Annotated in this window: 19 protein-coding genes; 15 read left to right on the forward strand and 4 right to left on the reverse strand. The window is 37.2% G+C overall.

Annotation, left to right across the window (positions count from 1 at the left end; all coding sequences use genetic code 11):
• Nucleotides 1-37: 37 nt before the first annotated feature.
• The 15 genes from MHH81_RS04435 to MHH81_RS04505 all read left to right on the forward strand — a co-directional run bounded on the left by MHH81_RS04435 (nt 38) and on the right by MHH81_RS04505 (nt 17,278).
• On the forward strand, nt 38-1,726 hold the full coding sequence (locus tag MHH81_RS04435) for a methyl-accepting chemotaxis protein (RefSeq protein WP_340918357.1): 1,689 nt from the start codon (nt 38-40) through the stop codon (nt 1,724-1,726).
• Between the two features lie 221 nt (nt 1,727-1,947).
• Nucleotides 1,948-2,442, forward strand: a complete 495-nt coding sequence (locus tag MHH81_RS04440) for a C40 family peptidase (protein WP_340918359.1) — start codon at nt 1,948-1,950, stop codon at nt 2,440-2,442.
• 362 nt (nt 2,443-2,804) lie between these two features.
• Nucleotides 2,805-3,188, forward strand: coding sequence for a PilZ domain-containing protein (locus MHH81_RS04445; RefSeq protein ID WP_340918362.1), 384 nt, complete (start codon nt 2,805-2,807; stop codon nt 3,186-3,188).
• A gap of 106 nt (nt 3,189-3,294) precedes the next feature.
• Entirely contained in the window at nt 3,295-3,852 is a 558-nt protein-coding gene (gene hpf / locus MHH81_RS04450; RefSeq protein ID WP_340918364.1) for a ribosome hibernation-promoting factor, HPF/YfiA family, read from the forward strand.
• Between the two features lie 278 nt (nt 3,853-4,130).
• Nucleotides 4,131-6,641 carry a preprotein translocase subunit SecA gene (secA, locus tag MHH81_RS04455; protein WP_340918366.1) on the forward strand — a complete coding sequence of 837 codons (2,511 nt, stop codon included), beginning with the start codon at nt 4,131-4,133 and terminating at the stop codon, nt 6,639-6,641.
• A gap of 29 nt (nt 6,642-6,670) precedes the next feature.
• Nucleotides 6,671-7,772, forward strand: a protein-coding gene (gene prfB / locus MHH81_RS04460) for a peptide chain release factor 2 (RefSeq protein WP_340925115.1) whose coding sequence is annotated in 2 segments (ribosomal slippage) — nt 6,671-6,742 and nt 6,744-7,772 — 1,101 coding nt in all. Because the reading frame shifts where the segments join, the coding sequence is not laid out codon by codon here.
• Between the two features lie 879 nt (nt 7,773-8,651).
• Nucleotides 8,652-9,521 (forward strand): YitT family protein, encoded by an 870-nt coding sequence (locus MHH81_RS04465; protein WP_340918367.1) that lies wholly within the window; start codon nt 8,652-8,654, stop codon nt 9,519-9,521.
• A gap of 50 nt (nt 9,522-9,571) precedes the next feature.
• Complete coding sequence (gene cccB, locus MHH81_RS04470; protein ID WP_340918369.1) at nt 9,572-9,910, forward strand: cytochrome c551; 339 nt, start codon at nt 9,572-9,574, stop codon at nt 9,908-9,910.
• Nucleotides 9,911-10,487: 577 nt separating this feature from the next.
• A complete protein-coding gene (ftsE, locus tag MHH81_RS04475) occupies nt 10,488-11,174 on the forward strand; it encodes a cell division ATP-binding protein FtsE (protein WP_340918372.1) in 687 nt (228 codons plus the stop codon).
• Nucleotides 11,164-12,051 (forward strand): permease-like cell division protein FtsX, encoded by an 888-nt coding sequence (ftsX, locus tag MHH81_RS04480; protein WP_340918374.1) that lies wholly within the window; start codon nt 11,164-11,166, stop codon nt 12,049-12,051. The genes ftsE and ftsX overlap by 11 nt, the downstream gene beginning before the upstream one ends.
• A gap of 171 nt (nt 12,052-12,222) precedes the next feature.
• Complete coding sequence (locus MHH81_RS04485; protein WP_340918377.1) at nt 12,223-13,530, forward strand: murein hydrolase activator EnvC family protein; 1,308 nt, start codon at nt 12,223-12,225, stop codon at nt 13,528-13,530.
• 161 nt (nt 13,531-13,691) lie between these two features.
• Complete coding sequence (locus MHH81_RS04490; protein ID WP_340918378.1) at nt 13,692-14,270, forward strand: redoxin domain-containing protein; 579 nt, start codon at nt 13,692-13,694, stop codon at nt 14,268-14,270.
• A 71-nt stretch (nt 14,271-14,341) separates the two neighbouring features.
• A complete protein-coding gene (locus MHH81_RS04495; RefSeq protein ID WP_340918381.1) occupies nt 14,342-15,760 on the forward strand; it encodes a S41 family peptidase in 1,419 nt (472 codons plus the stop codon).
• An 85-nt stretch (nt 15,761-15,845) separates the two neighbouring features.
• Entirely contained in the window at nt 15,846-17,012 is a 1,167-nt protein-coding gene (locus MHH81_RS04500; RefSeq protein ID WP_340918384.1) for a PDZ domain-containing protein, read from the forward strand.
• 8 nt (nt 17,013-17,020) lie between these two features.
• Nucleotides 17,021-17,278 (forward strand): CsbA family protein, encoded by a 258-nt coding sequence (locus MHH81_RS04505; RefSeq protein ID WP_340918387.1) that lies wholly within the window; start codon nt 17,021-17,023, stop codon nt 17,276-17,278.
• 205 nt (nt 17,279-17,483) lie between these two features.
• On the opposite strand, the gene MHH81_RS04510 is transcribed toward MHH81_RS04505, so the two are convergent.
• From MHH81_RS04510 to MHH81_RS04525, 4 genes are read right to left on the reverse strand one after another with little or no spacing between them, the layout of a single operon-like run.
• Nucleotides 17,484-18,689, reverse strand: a complete 1,206-nt coding sequence (locus tag MHH81_RS04510) for a M20 family metallopeptidase (protein WP_340918390.1) — start codon at nt 18,687-18,689, stop codon at nt 17,484-17,486.
• 15 nt (nt 18,690-18,704) lie between these two features.
• Entirely contained in the window at nt 18,705-19,574 is an 870-nt protein-coding gene (locus MHH81_RS04515) for a MetQ/NlpA family ABC transporter substrate-binding protein (protein WP_340918393.1), read from the reverse strand.
• A 25-nt stretch (nt 19,575-19,599) separates the two neighbouring features.
• Complete coding sequence (locus MHH81_RS04520) at nt 19,600-20,262, reverse strand: methionine ABC transporter permease (protein ID WP_340918396.1); 663 nt, start codon at nt 20,260-20,262, stop codon at nt 19,600-19,602.
• On the reverse strand, nt 20,252-21,277 hold the full coding sequence (locus MHH81_RS04525; RefSeq protein WP_340918399.1) for a methionine ABC transporter ATP-binding protein: 1,026 nt from the start codon (nt 21,275-21,277) through the stop codon (nt 20,252-20,254). Before MHH81_RS04525 ends, MHH81_RS04520 begins: the two co-directional genes overlap by 11 nt.
• Nucleotides 21,278-21,410 lie beyond the last annotated feature (133 nt).

Below are 21,410 nucleotides of genomic sequence, written 5' to 3' on the forward strand. Positions count from 1 at the left end.
CATATGCTATATTTCCTTTTAGGAGGTCTCAATACCTATGAAAAAATGGTCTAGTATTCCACTGCGAATGAAGTATTTAATAACAACTTTTAGTTCTTTTATCTTATTTGGTATTATGACGATTTTATTAATTGTGCAAGTAATTCAGAATCAACGGCTTTCGGACAAATTAGAGATATCTTCAGAAAATGTCGAAAGTGCAGATATTATGCGAGCAGAAGTTGCAAGTTTATACATAGCCATATCACATTTTGCAGGTGATCCGTTAGAAGAATACGACAAAGAATATGAAATGAAAAAAGACAGTTTGAATCAACTAGTTACTACTGCTACTCAACGTATGGCTCATGTTGAATGGGATACCTTTCAGAAAACATTAAATGGCATTCAAACAACATATGAAAATAATTTAAAAGACTCTGTGGTAAATAAAGAGAATGTCGCAAAGCGTAGACAGCTTCAGTCTATTAATGAGAAATATAATATGTTAACGGCTATGCTGGATGCAACAAGAAAAGATGAGTCTGTTAATCGACAACTTATAATTGAAGAAATGAACAAAAGTCAGCAACAAACAATTGTAACTGTCACTATAGCCTTTTTAATCTCCGGGCTATTTTCAATTACTTTGTTATTAGTAACGAATCGTCAAATTAAAGGTCAGCTTTCTATCGTCGCAGCTTCAGCGAAAGAAATATCAAAAGGGAATTTAATAGTTAATCCTATCCCTATTTCGACAAAGGACGAAATTGGGGAAGTCTCGCAAGCTATGAATGAAATGAAAACTAGTTTAACAAGCATGGTACAAATGATTAAGGAAACAGCAGAGAGATTAAATGAAGATAGTACATTATTAAAACAATACTCGACCAATACAGTTGCTGACACAAACACTGTGCAACTGGCAATAAATGAATCTAGTGCCAGTATGATGGAGCAAAGAGAAGCTTCCATAGGTATACGAACTTTTCTAGAGGAGTTTTCAGGTACCTTTGGAGAAGTGACAGAAAAAGCATTAACTTTAAATAATCATGCGACAAGTGCTGTTAAAATTGCAGATGAAAGTGCAGATGCTATGAAAATTGCAGCATTGGAAGCAGCTCGACTACGGACTTTATTTAAATCAGCGGATAAAGAACGACTTTTGTTACAAGAGCGAACAGAAGAAATTGCCAGAATGACGACCATCGTCCAATCTATTTCGAAACAAACCAACTTGCTTGCTTTAAATGCTGGAATTGAAGCGGCTCGATCTGGCGAACATGGAAAAGGCTTTGCAGTTGTTGCAGCAGAAGTGAAAAAGTTGGCAGACGAGGTTTCCTTAACTGCAAATACCATTCGCGAAATTTCTAACTCTATTACACTTCAAGGGAATGATATGGAGAAAGTGTTTGCTGAGGGTCTGTCCACTTCTAAAAATAGTGCCAATACGTTTCAATTACTGCATGAAAAATTGGACGCTATTGTTTCCTTTATTCATGAATCCAAAAATCAAAACGATCATATGGCAGAGTCTATCCTTACAATTGAGCATGAAAAGAATGAATCAGAAAAGCTAATATTTGAATTGACTAGATCTATTGACGAAAATACAGCACATATGGAACAAACCGTACAATTACTTTCTGTGAATGTCCGAACGATTGAATCTTTGTCTAAACTAGTCACTAATGTGAGCGAACAAGCGAACAATTTGGAAACATCGACATCACGTTTCATAATGTAACAAAAGCCTTAAAAGTCATTTTATTGACTTTTTGGGCTTGTTTTTATTGCGTAAACCTTGATATATAGAGGCTTATGCAATATTTGAGGTTGGAATTTTATAGCTTTATTAGACGTTCTTTGTAACATAATTGTTACACAACTGTAAAGTTAAAAACGTTTAAATCGTGGTAAGATGAATTTAGTTAATTATCAGAAAACTTGTTTGCTTGGGGGAACAACATGAATACTAAATCTATGTCGCAAAAAGTCATTACTATATTTGTATTAACTATTCTATTAGCTACGGCATCATTCGTAGGAAATGCAGAAGCATCAAGCTCTGTTAATTCAAACGAATTAGTTGCAACTGCTAAAAATTTAGTAGGAACAAAATATCGTGGTGGCGGTACAACTACAGCAGGATTTGATTGCTCTGGATTTGTAGGATATGTGTTCGATGATTTAGGTATTAATCTTCCCAGAACATCGTCAGGTATGCATGCCTCGGGAACAAAAATCGACCGAGATGATTTAACATCCGGAGATCTAGTATTCTTTAACACGACAGGTAAAGGTGTCTCACACGTTGGTATATATATAGGGGAGGGCAAGTTTATCCATTCTTCCTCTTCAAAAGGTGTTAAAATTGATAAATTAAATGACCCATACTATTGGGGTGATCGTTATATTGGAGCTAAACGAGTTGCTGATGTTACAGTTGCAGTGAACAAATAAAACATATAACAAAATGTTCTATCGTATAATTAACGATGGAACATTTTTTTATTCGTGGCACTGTTAAATGATCTTGTTGTAACCTGCCAAAAATCCGCTCGCTTTCCGCGGACGAACTGCCAAGCCTCCTCACTTACAAGCTCGTTGCGGTGTCTTGGCAGCCCGTTTTTCCGCAGGAGTCTCGCGGATTTTTGTCACAAAATATTTTGTAAAAAACAAAAGCCTAATTTAACAAAGCCTTATTCTAACAAAATTTTTTGTACAGTTTTTCAATTATAAAAATATTGAAAAATAATAAGTCCATAGTCATAATGGAGGAAAGTCGACACAGCTTCTTTGTGTGGATGCAGGGAGGGAAAGACATGCAGTACAAACGTAATGAATATTTCCGCTATACCTTCGGAGAACCGTGTGAAGCAACTTTTCGATTAATAAAAAATGCTAGTGAAACATCTCCACAGGAAATATCCAATAAGGGGACATGTAAAATAATTGATATTAGTCCGAATGGATTGAAAATATACTCAGAACTTTTTATCTCTATTGATAAATTAAAACAAATAGAAATAAATTTTAATTTAGATGAAGCACCTCTTACAATGATTGGTGAATTTATTTGGTCCAAAGGAAAATTCAGTGGTTTTGAGTATGGTGTTCGCTTATTAGGGGACACTGAAAGCGAACAATTAATCATTAGTGAACTTAAAAGTCGTCGAAGAAAAGAAATGGAAATAAAAAAACAATAATTTGTCAAAGTTCGACAAAAAAATAAATAAATTTTTATCTAAAGAAGGATATTTCAGATAGGATGTTGAAATATATATATAGAGTTAAATCAAAGGAGGAGTTTACATGCTAAACTTTAACATTCGTGGAGAAAACATTGAGGTGACTCCTGCAATTCGAGAATACGTCGAAGGAAAAATCGATAAAGTGGATCGCTACTTCAACGAAGAAATACAAGCTACAGCTAACGTCAATTTAAAAGTGTACAATGACAGACAAACAAAAGTTGAAGTGACAATTCCAATGAAAAATCTTACATTGCGTGCTGAAGAACGTCACGCAGATATGTATGCGGCAGTTGATTTAATTATAGATAAGCTGGAGCGTCAAATTCGCAAATATAAAACAAGAGTAAATCGAAAATCCCGTGAGCGAGAAGGCTTACCTTCTTACTTTGTAACAATCGAAGGACCTGATGCGCCTGTTATGCAATCGGATGAGGAAGAATTTAATATTGTCCGTACAAAACAATTTGATCTAAAGCCAATGGATCAAGAAGAAGCTGTTCTACAAATGAACATGTTAGGCCATAATTTCTTCATCTTTACAGATGCTGATTCGAATGGTACTAATATTGTTTACAAACGAAGTGACGGTAAATACGGGTTAATTGAAACGAACTAAACTAATCTTAAGCGAAAGCTTTCATTTTGTTTTTTAAGCCTAAAGATGTACTGCTAGTGCAGTCATATGCAGCCTCCAAAAAGTTGCTCTAACGCCTTTAACGGAGAACTTAGGTTGCTACAATTACTCGTGTGTTTCATCCGTTAGATATTATTTTGATAATACGAACTCTCCTCTATGCAAGAGGAGAGTTTTTTTACATTGTGCACTACCTTATTTGCGTGACTTTGTAACGAATGGTAAAATGGAGAGTAAGACTAAATGGGAAGTGAAAATAGATGCTTGGTGTACTCAATAAAGTATTCGATTTAAACAAACGTGAATTAAAACGATTAGAAAAAAAGGTCAATCAAGTAGAAGCATTAGCTAGCGAAATGGAAGCTAAGTCGGATGATGCATTACGTGCGAAAACCGATGAATTCCGCAGCCGTTATGCGAATGGAGAAACTTTAGATCAGTTATTACCTGAAGCATTTGCTGTAGCTCGTGAAGCAGCAAAACGTGTACTTGGCATGTATCCATTCCGGGTACAAGTTATGGGAGCAGCTGCTCTACATGAAGGGAATATAGCAGAGATGAAGACAGGGGAAGGGAAAACGCTAACTTCTACCATGTCTATGTATTTAAATGCAATTCCTGGCCTTGGCGCACATGTCGTGACGGTAAATGAATATTTGTCTGCTCGTGATGCTGCAGAAATGGGACAACTGTATAACTTCTTAGGATTGTCCGTTGGATTAAATTTAAATTCATTATCTAAAGAAGAAAAACGCGAAGCTTATGCGGCGGATATTACGTATTCGACAAATAATGAGCTTGGGTTTGATTATTTACGAGACAACATGGTGTTGTACAAAGAAGATAAAGTACAACGTCCGCTTCACTATGCAGTTATTGATGAAGTCGATTCTATTTTAATTGATGAAGCGAGAACGCCTTTAATAATTTCAGGACAAGCAAATAAGGCAGCAGCTTTGTATAAACAGGCCAATGCTTTTGTAAGAACATTAACTAAAGAAGAAGACTATTCGTACGAAGAATCTACAAAGGGTGTTACGTTAACAGATACGGGTGTAGAAAAAGTAGAAAAAGCTTTTGGTATCGAGAACTTATTTGATTTAACACATGTACGTTTAAATCACGCTGTCAACCAATCCTTAAAAGCTCATGTATCCATGCATATAGATGTGGACTATGTAGTGCAAGATGGCGAAGTTGTTATTGTAGACTCATTTACAGGTCGTCTTATGAAGGGCCGCCGTTATAGTGATGGATTACATCAAGCGATTGAAGCGAAAGAAGGCTTGGAAATTCAAAACGAGTCCATGACGATGGCTACGATCACGTTCCAAAACTTTTTCCGTATGTACGATAAACTATCCGGAATGACTGGTACCGCGAAAACGGAAGAAGAGGAATTCCGCAATATTTACAATATGAACGTTATTGCTATACCAACGAACCGTCCAATTATGAGAGATGACCGTGCGGATTTAATTTATGCATCGATGATTGGAAAATTTGAAGCTGTTGCTGCTGATATTGCAGAGCGACACAAAAAAGGTCAACCCGTATTAATTGGTACAGTTGCAATTGAAACATCTGAAATCATTTCCAAGCTGTTAACAAAACATGGTATTAAGCATAATGTATTAAATGCGAAAAACCATGAGCATGAGGCAGAAATAATTGCAACTGCGGGTCATCTTGGTTCTGTTACCATTGCGACAAACATGGCTGGTCGTGGTACCGATATTAAACTAGGTGAAGGTGTTTTAGAAGCTGGAGGGTTAGCGGTAATTGGTACGGAACGACATGAGTCACGTCGTATAGACAATCAGTTACGTGGACGTTCTGGTCGTCAAGGAGATGCAGGGATTACCCAGTTCTATCTTTCAATGGAAGATGAATTAATGCGTCGCTTTGGATCGGATAATATGCGTAATATGATGTCCAAACTTGGTATGGACGATTCTCAGCCAATTCAGTCGAAAATGGTTTCTCGTGCAGTAGAATCAGCACAAAAACGTGTAGAAGGAAATAACTTCGATTCACGTAAACGTTTATTACAATATGATGATGTTTTACGTCAACAACGTGAAATTATTTATAAAGAACGTAATGAAGTATTAGAAACAGAAAACATGCGTGGGCTAGTGGAATCCATGCTATTCGGTGCCATTGAAAGTTTGGTAGCATCCCATACAAGCTCTGAGAATAAAGCAGACTGGAGTTTGAAAGGGATAGAAGACTACGTACAAGCGAATTTATTGCCAGAGGGCATTATTACGCAAGGACTTTTAGCGGATCTATCTCCGGAAGAAATGACCGAGAAAATTAAAGAAGAAGTCATCCGTTTCTATGATGCAAAAGAAGAAGAAATGACTTCTGAACGCATGCGTGAATTCGAGAAAGTTGTATTACTTCGCTCTATCGATTCTAAATGGATTGATCATATTGATGCGATGGATCAACTCCGTCAAGGTATTCACTTACGTGCTTATGGTCAAACAGATCCTCTTCGTGAATATCAAAGTGAAGGATTTGCTATGTTCGAAGCGATGGTTGATTCCATCCAAGAAGATGTTGCGAAATATGCGATGAAAGCAGAAATTCGAAACAATCTGGAACGTGAAGAAGTAGCAAAAGGCCAAGCGGTAAATCCAAAAGAAGATGGCGCGCCTGTGAAGAAAAAGCCTGTACGCAAACAAGCTTCTGTTGGTCGAAATGATCTATGTCCTTGTGGAAGCGGAGAAAAATTTAAAAATTGTCACGGTGCCGTGCAATAAATGAGAAAGTCGGAGGAACAAATAGCATGATAGAAATCTCAGTAGTAAGAAATGAATTAGACCGAACAGCTGGAAAGTTAAAAGACTTTAGGGGGTCTCTTTGACTTAGAAAACAAAGAGGTTCGTATTCAAGAATTAGAGGAATTAATGACTTTTCCTGACTTTTGGGATGATGCACAAGGTGCACAAAAAGTAATTAATGAGTTAAACGGATTAAAAGGAATTGTAGAACAATATAACGGACTTGTATCCACACAAGAAAACTTAGAAATGACTCTGGAGCTAATTAAAGAAGAGCCAGACGAAGAATTACAAGAAGAACTTGGTTCAGAACTGAAAGAATTTAGTTCTGAACTAGGGGAATTTGAATTGCAATTACTATTGAGTGAAGAATATGACAAGCATAATGCCATTTTAGAGTTGCATCCAGGTGCTGGTGGAACAGAGTCCCAAGACTGGGGTTCTATCTTACTTCGTATGTACCAACGATGGGCAGATAAACGCGGCTTTAAAGTCGAAACAATTGACTACTTACCAGGGGATGAAGCTGGTATTAAATCGGTAACACTGCTAATTAAAGGTCATAATGCTTATGGCTATTTAAAAGCTGAAAAAGGGGTACATCGTCTTGTGCGTATTTCGCCTTTCGATTCTTCTGGTCGCCGCCATACATCATTCGTATCTTGTGAAGTTATGCCGGAATTCAACGATGAAATCCAAATTGACATTCGAACAGAAGATTTAAAAATAGACACATATCGTGCAACTGGTGCAGGTGGTCAGCATATTAATACGACAGACTCAGCTGTTCGTATTACCCATTTACCAACGAACAGCGTTGTTACTTGTCAAACCGAACGTTCACAAATTAAAAACCGTGAGCAAGCTATGAAACTATTAAAATCTAAGTTATATCAATTAAAAATTGAGGAACAAGAAGCGCAACTTGCGGAAATCCGTGGAGAACAAAAGGAAATTGGCTGGGGAAGTCAAATTCGTTCATATGTATTCCACCCATATTCTATGGTAAAAGATCACCGTACAAATGAAGAAAGCGGAAATGTTCATGCTGTCGTAGATGGTGAAATTGATTCATTTATTCACGCTTACTTACGCTCCAAAATAAATTAATAGACGAAAAAATGAGGCTGTCCATAAAGCCCATAAATTGAAGCAGGTGTAGAAAAACGAGTCTTTTTCTACACCTGTTTTTTGTATACTTTTCATTAAACTACTATTTTTAGTAGGCAAATGATTGTAGTGGAAGACGGCGACTCCAGCGGGAATAGCGTGAGCTGAAGGCCCCGCAAGAGCGAACAAAGGAACGAAGGCTAAGAACGCCACCTCGTGTGGCAACGCCTTCGTGACCAACATCGTGTTTGCCTAAGGTGACTGAAGCCATGCCCGCGGAAAGCGTCCGTCTGGAACGGAAATCAATACATTGGAAAAGGGACCATCTCTCAGTCACTATATGACTTTAGGGACAGGCCCATTTTTTTTAATTGAAGTAGACACTTTCTATGAAAATAGTGAAACAATAAACATTAGGACAAATGAGTTTGCAACAATAATCGAAGAAAGCACTGATACAGTAACGCTACTATTACGGAAGATTAAAAGTAATTGCAGCCTAAATTGATGAAACTTATAATAAAGCGCAATCGATAAGTAAATAACAGATTAGAACTATACTTTTTTGGGCAGTTCTTTTTTTATAATAAGAGACGCCAATGGATTATATGCCTCGATTCTAAATAAGCACTCAGGAAACGATTGAAAACAAATTGCTCTGATAATACTTCTACTAAGATGGTTTTCCTTCTTTTAGGCACGATTCACGTTTTTTAATGTTTTCTCCTTTTTCGTGCACCAACAAACACGATATAAAACCTTTACTTCTCTGTTGCTTTACCTCTTCATCGTACCATCTTACTGAAGTTCACAAACTTTCCTTCAGTTGTTATACTAGTTCAGTCAATAACAAGTATTTGAAACGAAAGAGGATATTTAATGGAAACAAATCACAGACTACATAAAGAATTGCCACCGTTTTTGGAGCAAGGAAGAGATTATTTATATGTAATTATTGGTGCCGCTATAATTGCGGTTGGGTTTAATGTATTTTTATTGCCAAACCAAATTGCTTCTGGTGGAGTGAGCGGAATTAGTACCATTCTAAAAGGTGTCTTTGGATGGGAACCAGGAATTGTTCAATATGCATTTAATATTCCGCTCTTCATCGCCGGTTTATTTTTCTTAGGCGCACGATTTGGAATCAAATCATTAGTTGGAACATTAACACTTCCAGCGGTTGTATTAGCTACTTCGAGCTGGGAACCTTGGACAGACAATCCACTTTTAGGTGCGTTGTTTGGAGGAATTGCAGTTGGTCTTGGTTTAGGCATCGTTTTTCGTGGTGGTGCTTCTACCGGAGGAACCGATTTAGCGGCGCAAATTATTACAAAGTATACAGGTTTTTCGCTTGGTACAAGTGTATTATTGATCGATGGCTTAATTGTTATAAGTGCAGCATTTGTTTTTGATATTGAAAAGGCACTTTATGCATTAATAGGTCTTTTTGTGACGACTAAAACGATCGATATTGTACAGTTAGGTTTTAGTCAATCCAAAATGATTTATATTATTACGAATAAACAAGACGAAATTAGGGATGCTATATATAAAGAGATAGATCGCGGGGTGACAAAACTTCCAGCATTTGGGGGTTATACGAATAAAGAACGACCTATCATAATGGTTGTTGCTTATCAAACCGAGTTCACAAAATTGAAACATATTGTCCGAGTCATTGATCCTGCTGCTTTTGTCATAGTATCAGATGCATATGAAGTTCTTGGAGAAGGTTTTAAAAAGTACTAAAAATGGTATAATAAGAAAGTAATACCACTATTTTTGGGGAGGCAATAGCAATGAACAAAAAACTATTAGCTGTAATATTTGGAGCTGGATTAATTTTAGCTGCTTGTGGTGGAAATAAAGAAGCAGAACCTGCTAAACCTTCTAATGGCACTACTACAGAAACAGCTACCGTAGATGCAGAAAAAATCGTTACTTCTAAATGCATTAGCTGTCACGGTGGTAATTTAGAAGGTCAAGGTAACTTCCCAGCACTAGCGGATGTTGGTGCACGCCTATCTCAAGATGAAATATTAAATGTTATTGAAAATGGTCGAAATGCAATGCCAGCTGGAATTATTACTGGTGAAGAAGCTCAAGCAGTTGCTGCATGGTTAGCTGCTAAGAAGTAAGTCTTAAACTACATGTTACTTACGAAAAAACAGTTGCGTACTATAGGCAACTGTTTTTTTTTATGTACGCTCGACACTTTTTTATTAATAGAGTTAATTTCATAAATAGTACTTTGTCATTGAACATTAATCACTTCTTTGATTGAAGCGACAGGCGGTGACTCCTGCGGGATGAGTGAGACAGATAAGACATCACAAACGACGCGTGAACTGTGGAGATGGCTTATCGCTCACCCCGCGGAAAGCGTCGCGTATAGTGGAAATCAACTATACTTTATTCCATGTGAAATATATATTTCTTTAGTTTCCTTTAGTATTGTTCGTGTTTTTTCATGTAAATTGGAATTATGATTCAATAAAGAAGGATTATGGACGAATGATGTAGAAATTAGATGTAGTAGTACAATTGTTGGTGTGAATTTATAACTATTTAGTATAAAGCAATAGGATAATATTTATTATGCTCTCACTTATTACCTATAAATTGAAATGAAACTGTAACAAAAGAGCGGACGTCTAGTGTTATAATAGGCATGTTGTATTTTTATTAAACGAAATAAACTAGGTGGTATATAGAATGATAGAAATGATAAACGTCTTCAAAAAATATCCGAATGGAATAGTTGCTGCAAACGGGATTGATGTAGAAATAAAGCAAGGTGAGTTTGTTTATGTCGTAGGTCCGAGTGGTGCAGGGAAATCGACATTTATCAAAATGATGTATCGAGAAGAACGACCAACTTCAGGAACTATTAAGATTAACGGTAGTGATTTAAGCACTTTAAAAAATAAAAACGTACCCTATTTAAGAAGACAAATTGGGGTAGTCTTTCAGGACTTTAAATTACTTCCTCGCCTTAATGTGTATGAAAATGTAGCTTTTGCGTTAGAAGTTATTGAAGAGTCTCCTAAAATTATACGTAAGCGTGTCATGGAAGTTTTAGAATTAGTTGGGTTAAAACATAAGGCAAGAATGTTTCCAACAGAGCTTTCTGGAGGAGAGCAACAACGAGTATCCATTGCACGATCTATTGTAAATACACCTAAACTTGTTATTGCGGACGAGCCTACAGGAAACTTAGATCCAGATACTTCATGGGAAATTATGAATATTTTCGAAGAGATTAATGCCCGAGGAACTACGATTGTAATGGCAACACATAATAGAGAAATTGTAAATACTATTAGACACCGTGTTATTGCAGTGGAGGGTGGATTAATCACTCGAGACGAATACGGAGGAGAATATGGTTATGAAAGCTAGAACAGCAGGACGACACTTCAGAGATAGCCTGAAAAGCATCAGTCGTAATGGCTGGATGACTTTTGCTTCGGTTAGTGCAGTAACAGTAACCTTACTACTTGTTGGTGTCTTCGTTATGATAATGATGAACTTAAACAAGGTAGCGGATGATTTAGAAAGAGATGTAGAAGTTAAAGTCTATGTAGAACTTACAGCTGATGAAGCAGCTAGAGTGAAATTAGAAGAAGAGATTAAGAACATATCAGGAGTAGCTGAAGTGGTGTATTCTCCAAAAGAAGATGAATTAAGTAAGTTAGTAGTAGATTTTGGAGAAGATTTACGTTTGTTTGAACAACAAAACCCTCTACATAATGTGTATTATATAAAAGCTGTTAACCCACAAGAAACAGCGAAGATTGCACAAAAAATCGATCGTTTAGATAATACGTTCGAAGTAAAATATGGCGAAGGAAAAATAGAAAAACTATTCTCTTTCTTAAACACAAGTAGAAATGTAGGACTAGTATTAATTTTGGCGTTGCTATTTACGGCAATGTTTTTAATTTCTAATACGATTCGGATCACTATTGTTGCAAGACGACGTGATATTGAAATTATGAAACTTGTTGGAGCAACGAATTGGTTTATTCGTATTCCTTTCATATTAGAAGGAATGTGGCTTGGGATATTAGGAGCAATCATTCCAATAACTTTAGTAACAGTACTCTATTATAATATTCACAAAATGCTAGCACCGAAGTTGGAACAAGGAAAATTGTTTGAACTGCTGGAATTTTCGCCTTTCATCTATCAAGTGAATGCCTTGATTTTATTAATGGGAGTATTGATAGGTATCTGGGGTAGTTTCATGTCTGTACGTAAATTTCTACGAGTATAAGCTTGTGCAGCAAATGACTTCTGTGGAAGCAATTTTCTGCTGATTAAGTTTATAGCCTCAGGTGGATGCCACAGATTTTGTAAGGAGTTCACCTGCCAAACCTGGTGGGAAACTGGGTCCCAATAAGCCAAGGCATATTTGAGAATAATAGTTTGAAAGGAGCAATAATCTTTGAGAAAACAGTCTAAATGGGTGCTACGTATTATTGCAGTGGCAACAGCTGGAGCACTTTTATTAACTGGTCCAAGTGCTCTTGCCAATTCATTAAATGATTTAAAAAGTGAACAAAAAAAATTAGAGCAGAAGAAAAATTCAATTAACTCGAACATTAAAGAAACAGAAGGTAAAATAAATGAAAATGAGTCGAAAATTGATAAAATTATGGCTCAAATTCAAGCGCTTGATTCAGAAATTATTGCAACTGAACAAGATATTTCGAAAGTGTTAAATGCAATCAAATTAACCACTACGGAAATAGAAAAATTACAAGCTTCCATTGCAGAATTGGAACGTAAAATCGAGGAACGAGATAAGTTGTTAAAAGAACGAATTCGTGCTGTACAAGTGAGTGGAGGTTCGGTTAGTTATATAGACGTTTTACTCGGGGCAAATAGTTTTATCGATTTTATCGATCGCTTCTCTGCCGTTAATACATTAATGGAAGCAGATCGTAAGATTTTAAAAGAACAAGCAGATGATAAAAAACAGTTAGAAGAACAAAAAGCAAGTTTAGAAAATAAGTTAAAAGAACATGAAGAGAGCAAAAATAAACTTGTTAGTTTGAAAGCTTCGCTAGATAGTCAAAAAGATTCCAAAGGCGACTTAGTTGACCAGTTAGAAGTAGAACAAAGTAAGCTAGAGCAACAAAAAGAAGTAATGGAAACAGAATATGAAGAAGTGCTTAATTTAAGCCAAGATGTGCAAGATAAAATTGTATCAGAACAAAAACGTCTTGCAGAAGTAGCAAGAAAACTAGCAGAAGAGAAAAAGCGTAAAGAAGAGGAAGAACGAAAACGCCAAGAAGCAGCTGGCGGATCTTCTACCTCAATTCCAAACGTCTCTTCCGGTGAATGGACAAAACCTGCTTCAGGAAGATTTACATCTGGTTACGGATATAGAGTGCATCCTATTTATGGTACTGGGAAAATGCACTACGGAGTAGACTTTGCGAACAGTACTGGAACTCCTGTTGTATCAGCAGCAGATGGGGTCGTATCCTATGCATCTCCACTGAGCACATATGGAAATGTTATTATGGTAACTCATTCGATTGATGGTCAAACCTTCACTTCCTTATATGCGCATTTAAGTAGTATCAAAGTAAGTGTTGGACAAGTTGTTTCAAAAGGACAAATTATAGGAGCAATCGGAACCACTGGTAACTCTACTGGCCCGCATCTCCATTTTGAAATTCACGTTGGAAACTGGGAAGGCATGGCGAAAAACTCAGTAAATCCATTAAGATATATTTCTATGTAAAAAAAGACGCTCAATTACTCACCTTAGTAAGTGATTGAGCGTCTTTTTATTTTAGACATATTTACAAACTTGCCAATAGATTAAATTGGTATTCTTCATCCAATTATGCTTATAATAATAGCGATGGGAATAAACAATGATGAGTTAATTGGAGGTAAACTGTGAAGAAAAAGATAGTCGGTTTATTAATCGTTGGATGTTTAGTGGCAATCGCAACCATTTCATTTGTAAAAGATAATATTGATGAAAAAGATGCGTTCGCTGGGGAACAAATGGGAACAGATTTAGCAATGAATCCTGCCAATGAAGGTATTGGTAAAGGAGATACTGCACCTAATTTCACGCTGACAACACTAGATGGGGAAGAAGTGACCCTTGCAGATTATCGGGGGAAAAAGGTTGTGTTAAACTTTTGGGCAACTTGGTGTCCACCTTGTAAAGCAGAGATGCCTCATATGCAAAACTACTACGAAGATATGGCAGAACAAGAAAACGTGGAAATTTTAGCAGTTAATTTGACAAGCTCCGATGTTGGTCTAGATAAAGTAAAAGCATTTCAAGAAGATTACGCGTTAAGCTTTCCAATTCCTTTAGATGAGGAAGGTATACTTGGAGAGACATATCAAGCGATCACAATACCAACTACATATATGATTGATACAACTGGTACGATTCAAAATAAAATAGTTGGTCCGATGGATGAACAAATGCTTATTGAGTATGTTAGTAATTTAAAATAAAACCCGATTTTTGGGCAAGTATTAAACTTCATTTTCCACACATATATTAGTGGAAAAGTAGGAGGTTGAACTTGCGCAAAAGTCGGATTTTTTTATATGGTTTTCTAGGTGTAATAATACTTGGGTTTGGGTACATTTGGTTTGGAACAACATCGAGTACAGGAAAAACAAATGTTAGTAATAGTCAAGTAATCGATGAAGCGTTTAATTTAATTAAAAAAGAAGCTGTGTTTTCGAAAAACGAAAAACTGCTGGTTGAAGGGGCCATTCGCGGAATGGCAGATGCGTTAGAAGATCCGCATAGTACTTATTTGACAAAAGAAGAAGCGTTAGCTCAAGAAGCATCACTAGCAGAAGAACGTGTTGGAATTGGAGTAGAAATTATGCTCTCCGCTGGGAAATTTATAGTTGTTGCACCGATAAAGGATTCTCCAGCATTTAAAGCAGGAGTGAAACCGCAGGATGAGATTGTACGTGTTAATGGGGAACGACTAGAAGGTAAAAAGATGACGGAACTTGTTCGGTTATTAAGTGGTGATAAAGGAACTAGTGTGAAACTGACGGTATATCGTGCAAGCGAAGATCGACACGTGGAGTTACATATGAAACGAGATACGATTGCAATGCATACTGTTTCTAGTGAAGTATACGAAGTGGATAATTATACAATCGGACTAGTAACGATTTCTATATTTGGGGAAAAGACAGGAGAAGAGTGGGAGAAACAAACAAAAGCTTTAGTTGAACGTGGAATTGATGGTCTCCTGGTTGATGTCAGAGGAAACCCTGGCGGATACTTATTTAGCGTATCTTCTATTATCGGAACTTTGTTGCAAAATGGCAGTACTTTCGCTTACATGCAAGACTCGAAAGGTGTTCTGGAAATGCTGAAAACGGAAAACAAAGATAAGACTTATTTAAATAAAGTACCTGTTGTTTTATTACAAAATGGGGGAAGTGCTTCAGCAAGTGAAGTGTTAGCGGGAGCATTAAAGGATAATAACCGTGCCATGATCATAGGAGAAACAAGCTTCGGGAAAGGAACTGTGCAGGAAACAAAAGATCTTTCCAATGGAGGTAAATTAAAAATTTCAACGCATAAATGGCTTACTCCAAAACAAGAGTGGATTCATCATAAAGGTATTGAGGCAGATTTAAAAGTCGAGCAAGATGAGCTTTATATGATGGATCTAAAATCTTATCGTGGAGAATTTAAAGTTGGAGATTACGGAGAAGAGATTAAATATGTTCAACAAGTATTGGGAGCTTTAGGTTATAGTATTTTACGAAAAGATGGTTATTTTGATGAAGATACAAGAGATGCATTAGAAATGTACCGTGAAAAAAATAAACTAACGGCTAAAGAGGGACTAGACGATACATTATTTCAATCCTTAACGAAAACAATTACGGATTATAAAGCGAGAAAAGAAAATGATAAGCAGCTTCAAATGGGTATTAGTTATTTAATTCACGCTATGAAAAAGTAAGATTATACGAAAATCCTATACGCAAAGGACTCCACGTTTGTTACAATGATAGGAAAGATAGTTGCAAGCGAGGAGGATGCGTAAGGTGCAAGAATTATTAATCGAGTTGGCTAAAGGAATTGGACGGTTTTTCCTACATCCAGCAGTATATATTTCGCTTCTTTTCTCTGTATTAATTGGTTATGTTCGTGTGAAAAGAGAAAGAAAGCAATTTCGCGCAAGAATCTTATGGGGTTGGACAGAAACAAAGCATGTTTTGTTAGATGGTTACGTTTGGTCCATTATCTTATCGGTTATTAGTGTTGGAATTGGCTTTGTTGTACCAACTTCGTGGTTATTTATCTATAGTGTTTGGATGATTTTATTTGTTTTATTGTTCATGTATCAACTAGGTTCAGCAATTTACGCCATTGCTCTAGGCACCACTACTTTGTACGTGATGTATGCGTATAACTGGTCTTTTCAAGTATTTTCGTGGGAATTGACCGGTCTAAATATATTAAATGAAGCTATTGTCCCAATTGCCATTTTAGCAGGATTGTTATTGATTGTAGAAGGGGCCCTTATTCAAAAACACGGAGCTACTTATGCTTCACCTAAATTAGTGAAAACAGCAAGAGGCATCCAAGCGATGGAATATGTAACGAAGCGACTGTGGCTATTACCTGTCTTGTTAGTCATTCCTGGTGATGTTATAAGTGCGTATATTCCATTTTGGCCACAATTTCCAATAGGAGAGTCTTCGTTTTCTTTGATATTATTTCCATTTGTTATTGGGTTTCAACAAAAAAGTAGACGTACACTGGCAGTTCAGTTTTATAAACGTTACGGAAAAATGGTCTGGCAGTTGGGCATTATCGTAACTGTTGCAGCTGCAATTGGTTATGTAATGCCAATTATTAGTGCAGTTGTTATTCTGCTAGCTGTACTCGCGAGATTAGTAATTTCCTATATGGAATACAAAAAGGAAACGAGTGGCACATTCGCAGTGTCTCCTCAGCCGAATGGTGTTATGATAGCAGGAGTTCTAACCGATTCGCCCGCTGAAAAGATGGGTTTACAAATCGGAGAGCGTATTGTAAAAGTGAATGGACAAAAGGTGACGGACGAGCAAGAGCTTTACGAGGCAGTACAAATAAATGCAGCACATTGCAAATTGGAAGTACTGGATTCCAACGGAGAGCTTCGTTTGCGTCAGCATATTTTGTTTAGACATGATCATTACCGTTTAGGCTTGATCTTAATAAGATAGGAGAACATATGGAAACAATATCTTTATCAACACAAGTACTAATGGCCATCTTTGCTCCTGCACTGCTGGTCGTGTTATTTACACGTATTACGTTCAATCATTATGTTGCGTTAATATTGACAGTCGCATTGTTCGCAGCTTCGGTTTACGCGGGTTACACGCATCGATGGTGGATATATATTCTAGATGCGGCGTCCTTAACAGCAGGATTTTGGTATGCAACCAATATGAAAACTAATAATAAGAAGAAAAAATCCGCCTCTTAAAGAGAGCGGATTTTTCTTTGGAATGAAAGATGATAAGGCGAATAGCAATGGTGTGATCCTAATTGCAAGATAACCGTTACTCGCAAGTTAGGATTGCTTATTCGCAGCATTCAAGTGATTCCGGGCAACATTACTATGCGTATTCGCAAGAAAACCACTACTAACAAGTTCCATCCCCAGACTCACAAATTCATCCTCTAATTACTCACTCCACTTGTTTTCTTGCAAGTGAAGCCTCATACTCTTTTCGTATACTGTGAAGAAGCTGAGCGTCCGTCAGGATTCGATAACCTGTTGATGCTAAAGCTTTAGCTCCTTTAATCAGAGCTTCGTTTCCATCCTCTGATTTCGCTGCTTCACGGAATTCAATTGTATGCGCAATTAAATCGTCTGGTCCAATTTTAATGTGAGGGTGCGCAGTTGGCACAGCATAGCTAATGTTACCGGCATCGGTTGAACCTTTACCTTTTCGTTTTTCGGTATGCACAACTTCTCCGACAGCTTCTAATTCGGAATGGAGTACGTTATCCAATACCGTATTTAACACAAAGTCTTGCACTTCATTTTGGAAACGTTCGATTTTCACGTCTGCACCTGTTGCTAAAGCAGCTCCGTTTGCAATAGCTCGCACTTTTTCTGCAACTTCTTCTGTTTTCTTCCATGTCTCTGCGCGAATATAAAAACGTGCAGACGCAAAGTCAGGAATTATATTCGGTGCATCTCCACCATGTGTAATAATGCCGTGAATACGAACATCAGAAGGGAGTTGCTGACGAAGTGCATTGATTCCATTGAACAGTTGAATCACTGCATCTAATGCGTTAATCCCTTGTTCAGGCGAGCCAGATGCATGGGCAGCTTTTCCATAGAAATGAAAATCTAAAGGATCGACAGCAAGCGTTTCACTGGTCAATGAAGTTTTACCAGCTGGATGAATCATTAAGGCAACATCCACATCCTTTAAATAGCCATGTCTGACAAAACTACCTTTTGCACTTCCATTAGGTCCACCTTCCTCGGCAGGGGTACCAAGCACAACGACGCGTCCGCCTGTTTCAGAAATAGCTTCCGCTAATGCGATACCTGCTGCAACACTAGTAGTCCCAATAATGTTATGCCCACATGCATGGCCGATACCAGGTAGTGCGTCATATTCTGCTAGATAAGCAATGGTAGCTCCTTCTTTACCGCTATCTTTTACTGCGTAAAATGCAGTCTCGTGACCAGCAACTGCAGTTGTTACTTCAAATCCTGCATTCTTTAGTAATTCTACATGCTTCGCACTTGCATAGAATTCTTGATTTCCGATCTCTGGATTTGCATGAATATCTTGACTCGTTTGAATGTACAGCTCTCTCTTATCATCGATAGATTTTGATAGTAGTTCTCTGCGTTCTTTTACAATACTCATGATTGTTTTCCTCCTTTACTTTAATAGGTTTGAAAATGTTTCATCCAATTGTTCTTGCGTTAAAATGACTAAAGAAGAACCACCTTTTGTATCTTCTGATACAGCTTGTTTAATATCATCTTCTTGGTAAAGTTCAACAATGCGTTTAAATGTCTCATTGTCTTTATCTTCTGCCCGAGCTGCAATTAAGTTTACATAAGGGTAGATAGATTCGTTATCTCCAGCTTCCTTGAAAATAGGATCTTCACCAGGAGAGAAGCCTGCTTGACCAGCAACACCATTGTTAATAATAGCTGCAGTTACATCTGGTAATACACGAGGAGTTTGCTGAGCAACCATCGGAATAATTTCAAGGTTCAACGGATTTTCTGTAATTTGAGAAGGATCACCGGCTAGTCCGAAGTCATCTGCTAGTGTAATTAATTTTCCAGCTTCTAATAAACGAAGTGCACGTGCTTGGTTAGTTGGATCATCAGGAATAGCGATTTTATCGCCTTCTTTAATTTCTGAAATGTCTTTAATTTTTTCAGAATAAACACCTAATGGTGCAAACATTGTAGAACCAATTGGAACAAGATCGTTACCACTTTCTTTTACATATTGCGATAAGAACGAAAGATGTTGGAATGCATTTAAATCAATGTCCCCTTGTGCAAGTGCATTGTTCGGTAATGTGTAATCAGCAAACTCCACTAATTCAATTTCAATACCTTCTTTTGCAGCTTTTTCTTGAAGAATAGGCCATTGAATACCATCAGAACCATTCACACCAATTTTTACTTTTACTGTTTCTTTACCATCTGTAGTAGATGCCGAAGAACTGCCACACGCGGATAATACCAAAGCAGTAATAATTGCTAGTACGAATAAACTTAACTTTTTCATCAATAAATCTCTCCTTTAGGTTTAATTAACGTCTCATAAATTTTTTAGATAAGGTATTTCCTAGCCATTGTGCGAGCTGCACAAGAACGATTAATATGATAACCGTAACGAGCATGACACTACCGTCAAATCGCTGATATCCGTAAGTCATAGCGACATGACCTAAACCGCCACCACCGACTGTACCGGCAACCGCTGAGAAATCGATTAAACTAACTGTGATAAACGTTAGCCCTAAAATAAGTGGCCCAAGCGCTTCCGGAATTAATACAGTAAAAATGATGCGAAGGGGGCTAGCACCCATAGCTTGCGCAGCTTCGATTACCCCGGGATCAATACTTACTAAGTTGTTTTCCACTACTCGAGCGATTGAAAAACTTGCAACAATCGTCATAGGGAAGATAGCAGCTGTAGTACCGATTGTTGTACCAACAACTAATCTAGTTAACTGTGAAATAGCTACTAGGAAAATAATGAATGGAATAGGTCGAATAATATTAATTAAAATATTTAGCACTTGAAAAACAATTTTGTTTTCTAAAATATTTTTTTCTCTTGTGACAAATAGTAATAGACCAATAGTAATTCCAAGAATGGAACCGAATATGAGTGTAGCAATCACCATAATAATTGTTTCGCCAGTCGATTCTAAAATTCGTGGCCAAAATGTACTCCAATCAACTTTCATGGGGTGCCACCTCCTCCAAATTGACAATTGTCTTTAATTCTTCTAATGCGTTTTGTATAGCTTCTGTTTTACCCTCAAATGAGATAAGTAAATTTCCGAAGAGTTTTTCTTGTAGCTCTCGAATGGAACCATATACAATGTTGAAATGAACCTGATGCTTTTGAGTGACTTGGGAGAGCACGGCATTATTCGTAATTTCCCCTTTGAAAATAACTCGGTATAATTTTTTTCCGCCTTTTGAGCGCCAATCTTCTAAAATATTTTCAGAAGGTAAGTCTTGTTGTACGGATTGGATAAAACGCTGCGAAGTCGAATGCTGTGGATCTGTGAATACATCGAATACATCACCAGATTCGATAACTTCTCCGTTCTCCATTACAGCAACTTTGTGACAAATCGATTGGATAACATGCATTTCGTGCGTGATGAGCAAGATTGTTATGCCAAACTCTTTGTTTACTTTTTTTAGTAAGCGTAAAATATCTGCTGTTGTTTCAGGATCGAGTGCAGACGTCGCTTCATCACAAATAAGTACGTCTGGTGAAGTAGCTAATGCTCGTGCAATGCCGACACGTTGTTTTTGACCTCCAGATAATTGATCCGGATAATCTTTTGCTTTATCTGCTAAACCAACAAATTGTAACAGCTCTTCTACTCGTGTATTAATCACTTTTTTGGATAAACCAGCAAGCTTGAGTGGATACGCAATATTTCCTGCAACTGTACGGGAATTAAACAAGTTAAAGTTCTGAAAGATCATTCCAATGTTGCGGCGTCTCGTTCGTAAGTCTTTGGAAGATAGTGAGTTAACGTCAATGTCTTGGATTAATACGGACCCAGATGAGGGACGCTCGAGCATATTGACAAGTCGTAACAGTGTACTTTTTCCAGCTCCACTAAATCCGATAATGCCGAATATTTCTCCTTTGCTTACTTTTAGAGAAACATTCTTGACTGCATGCACCTCCCGTTTGCCAAGACGAAATGTCTTGGAAACATTTTTAAATTCAATCATGTGAAGACCTCCTGATAGTTCATCTATTCTTAACAGACAATGGTTTGCAGTCATCTACCTTTCTATCAAGAGAACAAAAAAAGCTTTCTTGATCTTATCTAAAGTTAGATAAGAAAAAGAAAGCTCTTCGAAT

The sequence above is a fragment of the Psychrobacillus sp. FSL H8-0484 genome, from assembly GCF_038005325.1.
Classification (GTDB): Bacteria; Bacillota; Bacilli; order Bacillales_A; family Planococcaceae; genus Psychrobacillus.

Bases quoted from the DNA above. Each gene is read 5' to 3' on its own strand.
- MHH81_RS04435 (WP_340918357.1), top strand. From the start codon at position 38: ATGAAAAAATGGTCTAGTATTCCACTGCGAATGAAGTATTTAATAACA.
- MHH81_RS04440 (WP_340918359.1), top strand. From the start codon at position 1,948: ATGAATACTAAATCTATGTCGCAAAAAGTCATTACTATATTTGTATTA.
- MHH81_RS04445 (WP_340918362.1), top strand. From the start codon at position 2,805: ATGCAGTACAAACGTAATGAATATTTCCGCTATACCTTCGGAGAACCG.
- hpf (WP_340918364.1), top strand. From the start codon at position 3,295: ATGCTAAACTTTAACATTCGTGGAGAAAACATTGAGGTGACTCCTGCA.
- secA (WP_340918366.1), top strand. From the start codon at position 4,131: ATGCTTGGTGTACTCAATAAAGTATTCGATTTAAACAAACGTGAATTA.
- MHH81_RS04465 (WP_340918367.1), top strand. From the start codon at position 8,652: ATGGAAACAAATCACAGACTACATAAAGAATTGCCACCGTTTTTGGAG.
- cccB (WP_340918369.1), top strand. From the start codon at position 9,572: ATGAACAAAAAACTATTAGCTGTAATATTTGGAGCTGGATTAATTTTA.
- ftsE (WP_340918372.1), top strand. From the start codon at position 10,488: ATGATAGAAATGATAAACGTCTTCAAAAAATATCCGAATGGAATAGTT.
- ftsX (WP_340918374.1), top strand. From the start codon at position 11,164: ATGAAAGCTAGAACAGCAGGACGACACTTCAGAGATAGCCTGAAAAGC.
- MHH81_RS04505 (WP_340918387.1), top strand. From the start codon at position 17,021: ATGGAAACAATATCTTTATCAACACAAGTACTAATGGCCATCTTTGCT.
- MHH81_RS04510 (WP_340918390.1), bottom strand. From the start codon at position 18,689: ATGAGTATTGTAAAAGAACGCAGAGAACTACTATCAAAATCTATCGAT.
- MHH81_RS04515 (WP_340918393.1), bottom strand. From the start codon at position 19,574: ATGAAAAAGTTAAGTTTATTCGTACTAGCAATTATTACTGCTTTGGTA.
- MHH81_RS04520 (WP_340918396.1), bottom strand. From the start codon at position 20,262: ATGAAAGTTGATTGGAGTACATTTTGGCCACGAATTTTAGAATCGACT.
- MHH81_RS04525 (WP_340918399.1), bottom strand. From the start codon at position 21,277: ATGATTGAATTTAAAAATGTTTCCAAGACATTTCGTCTTGGCAAACGG.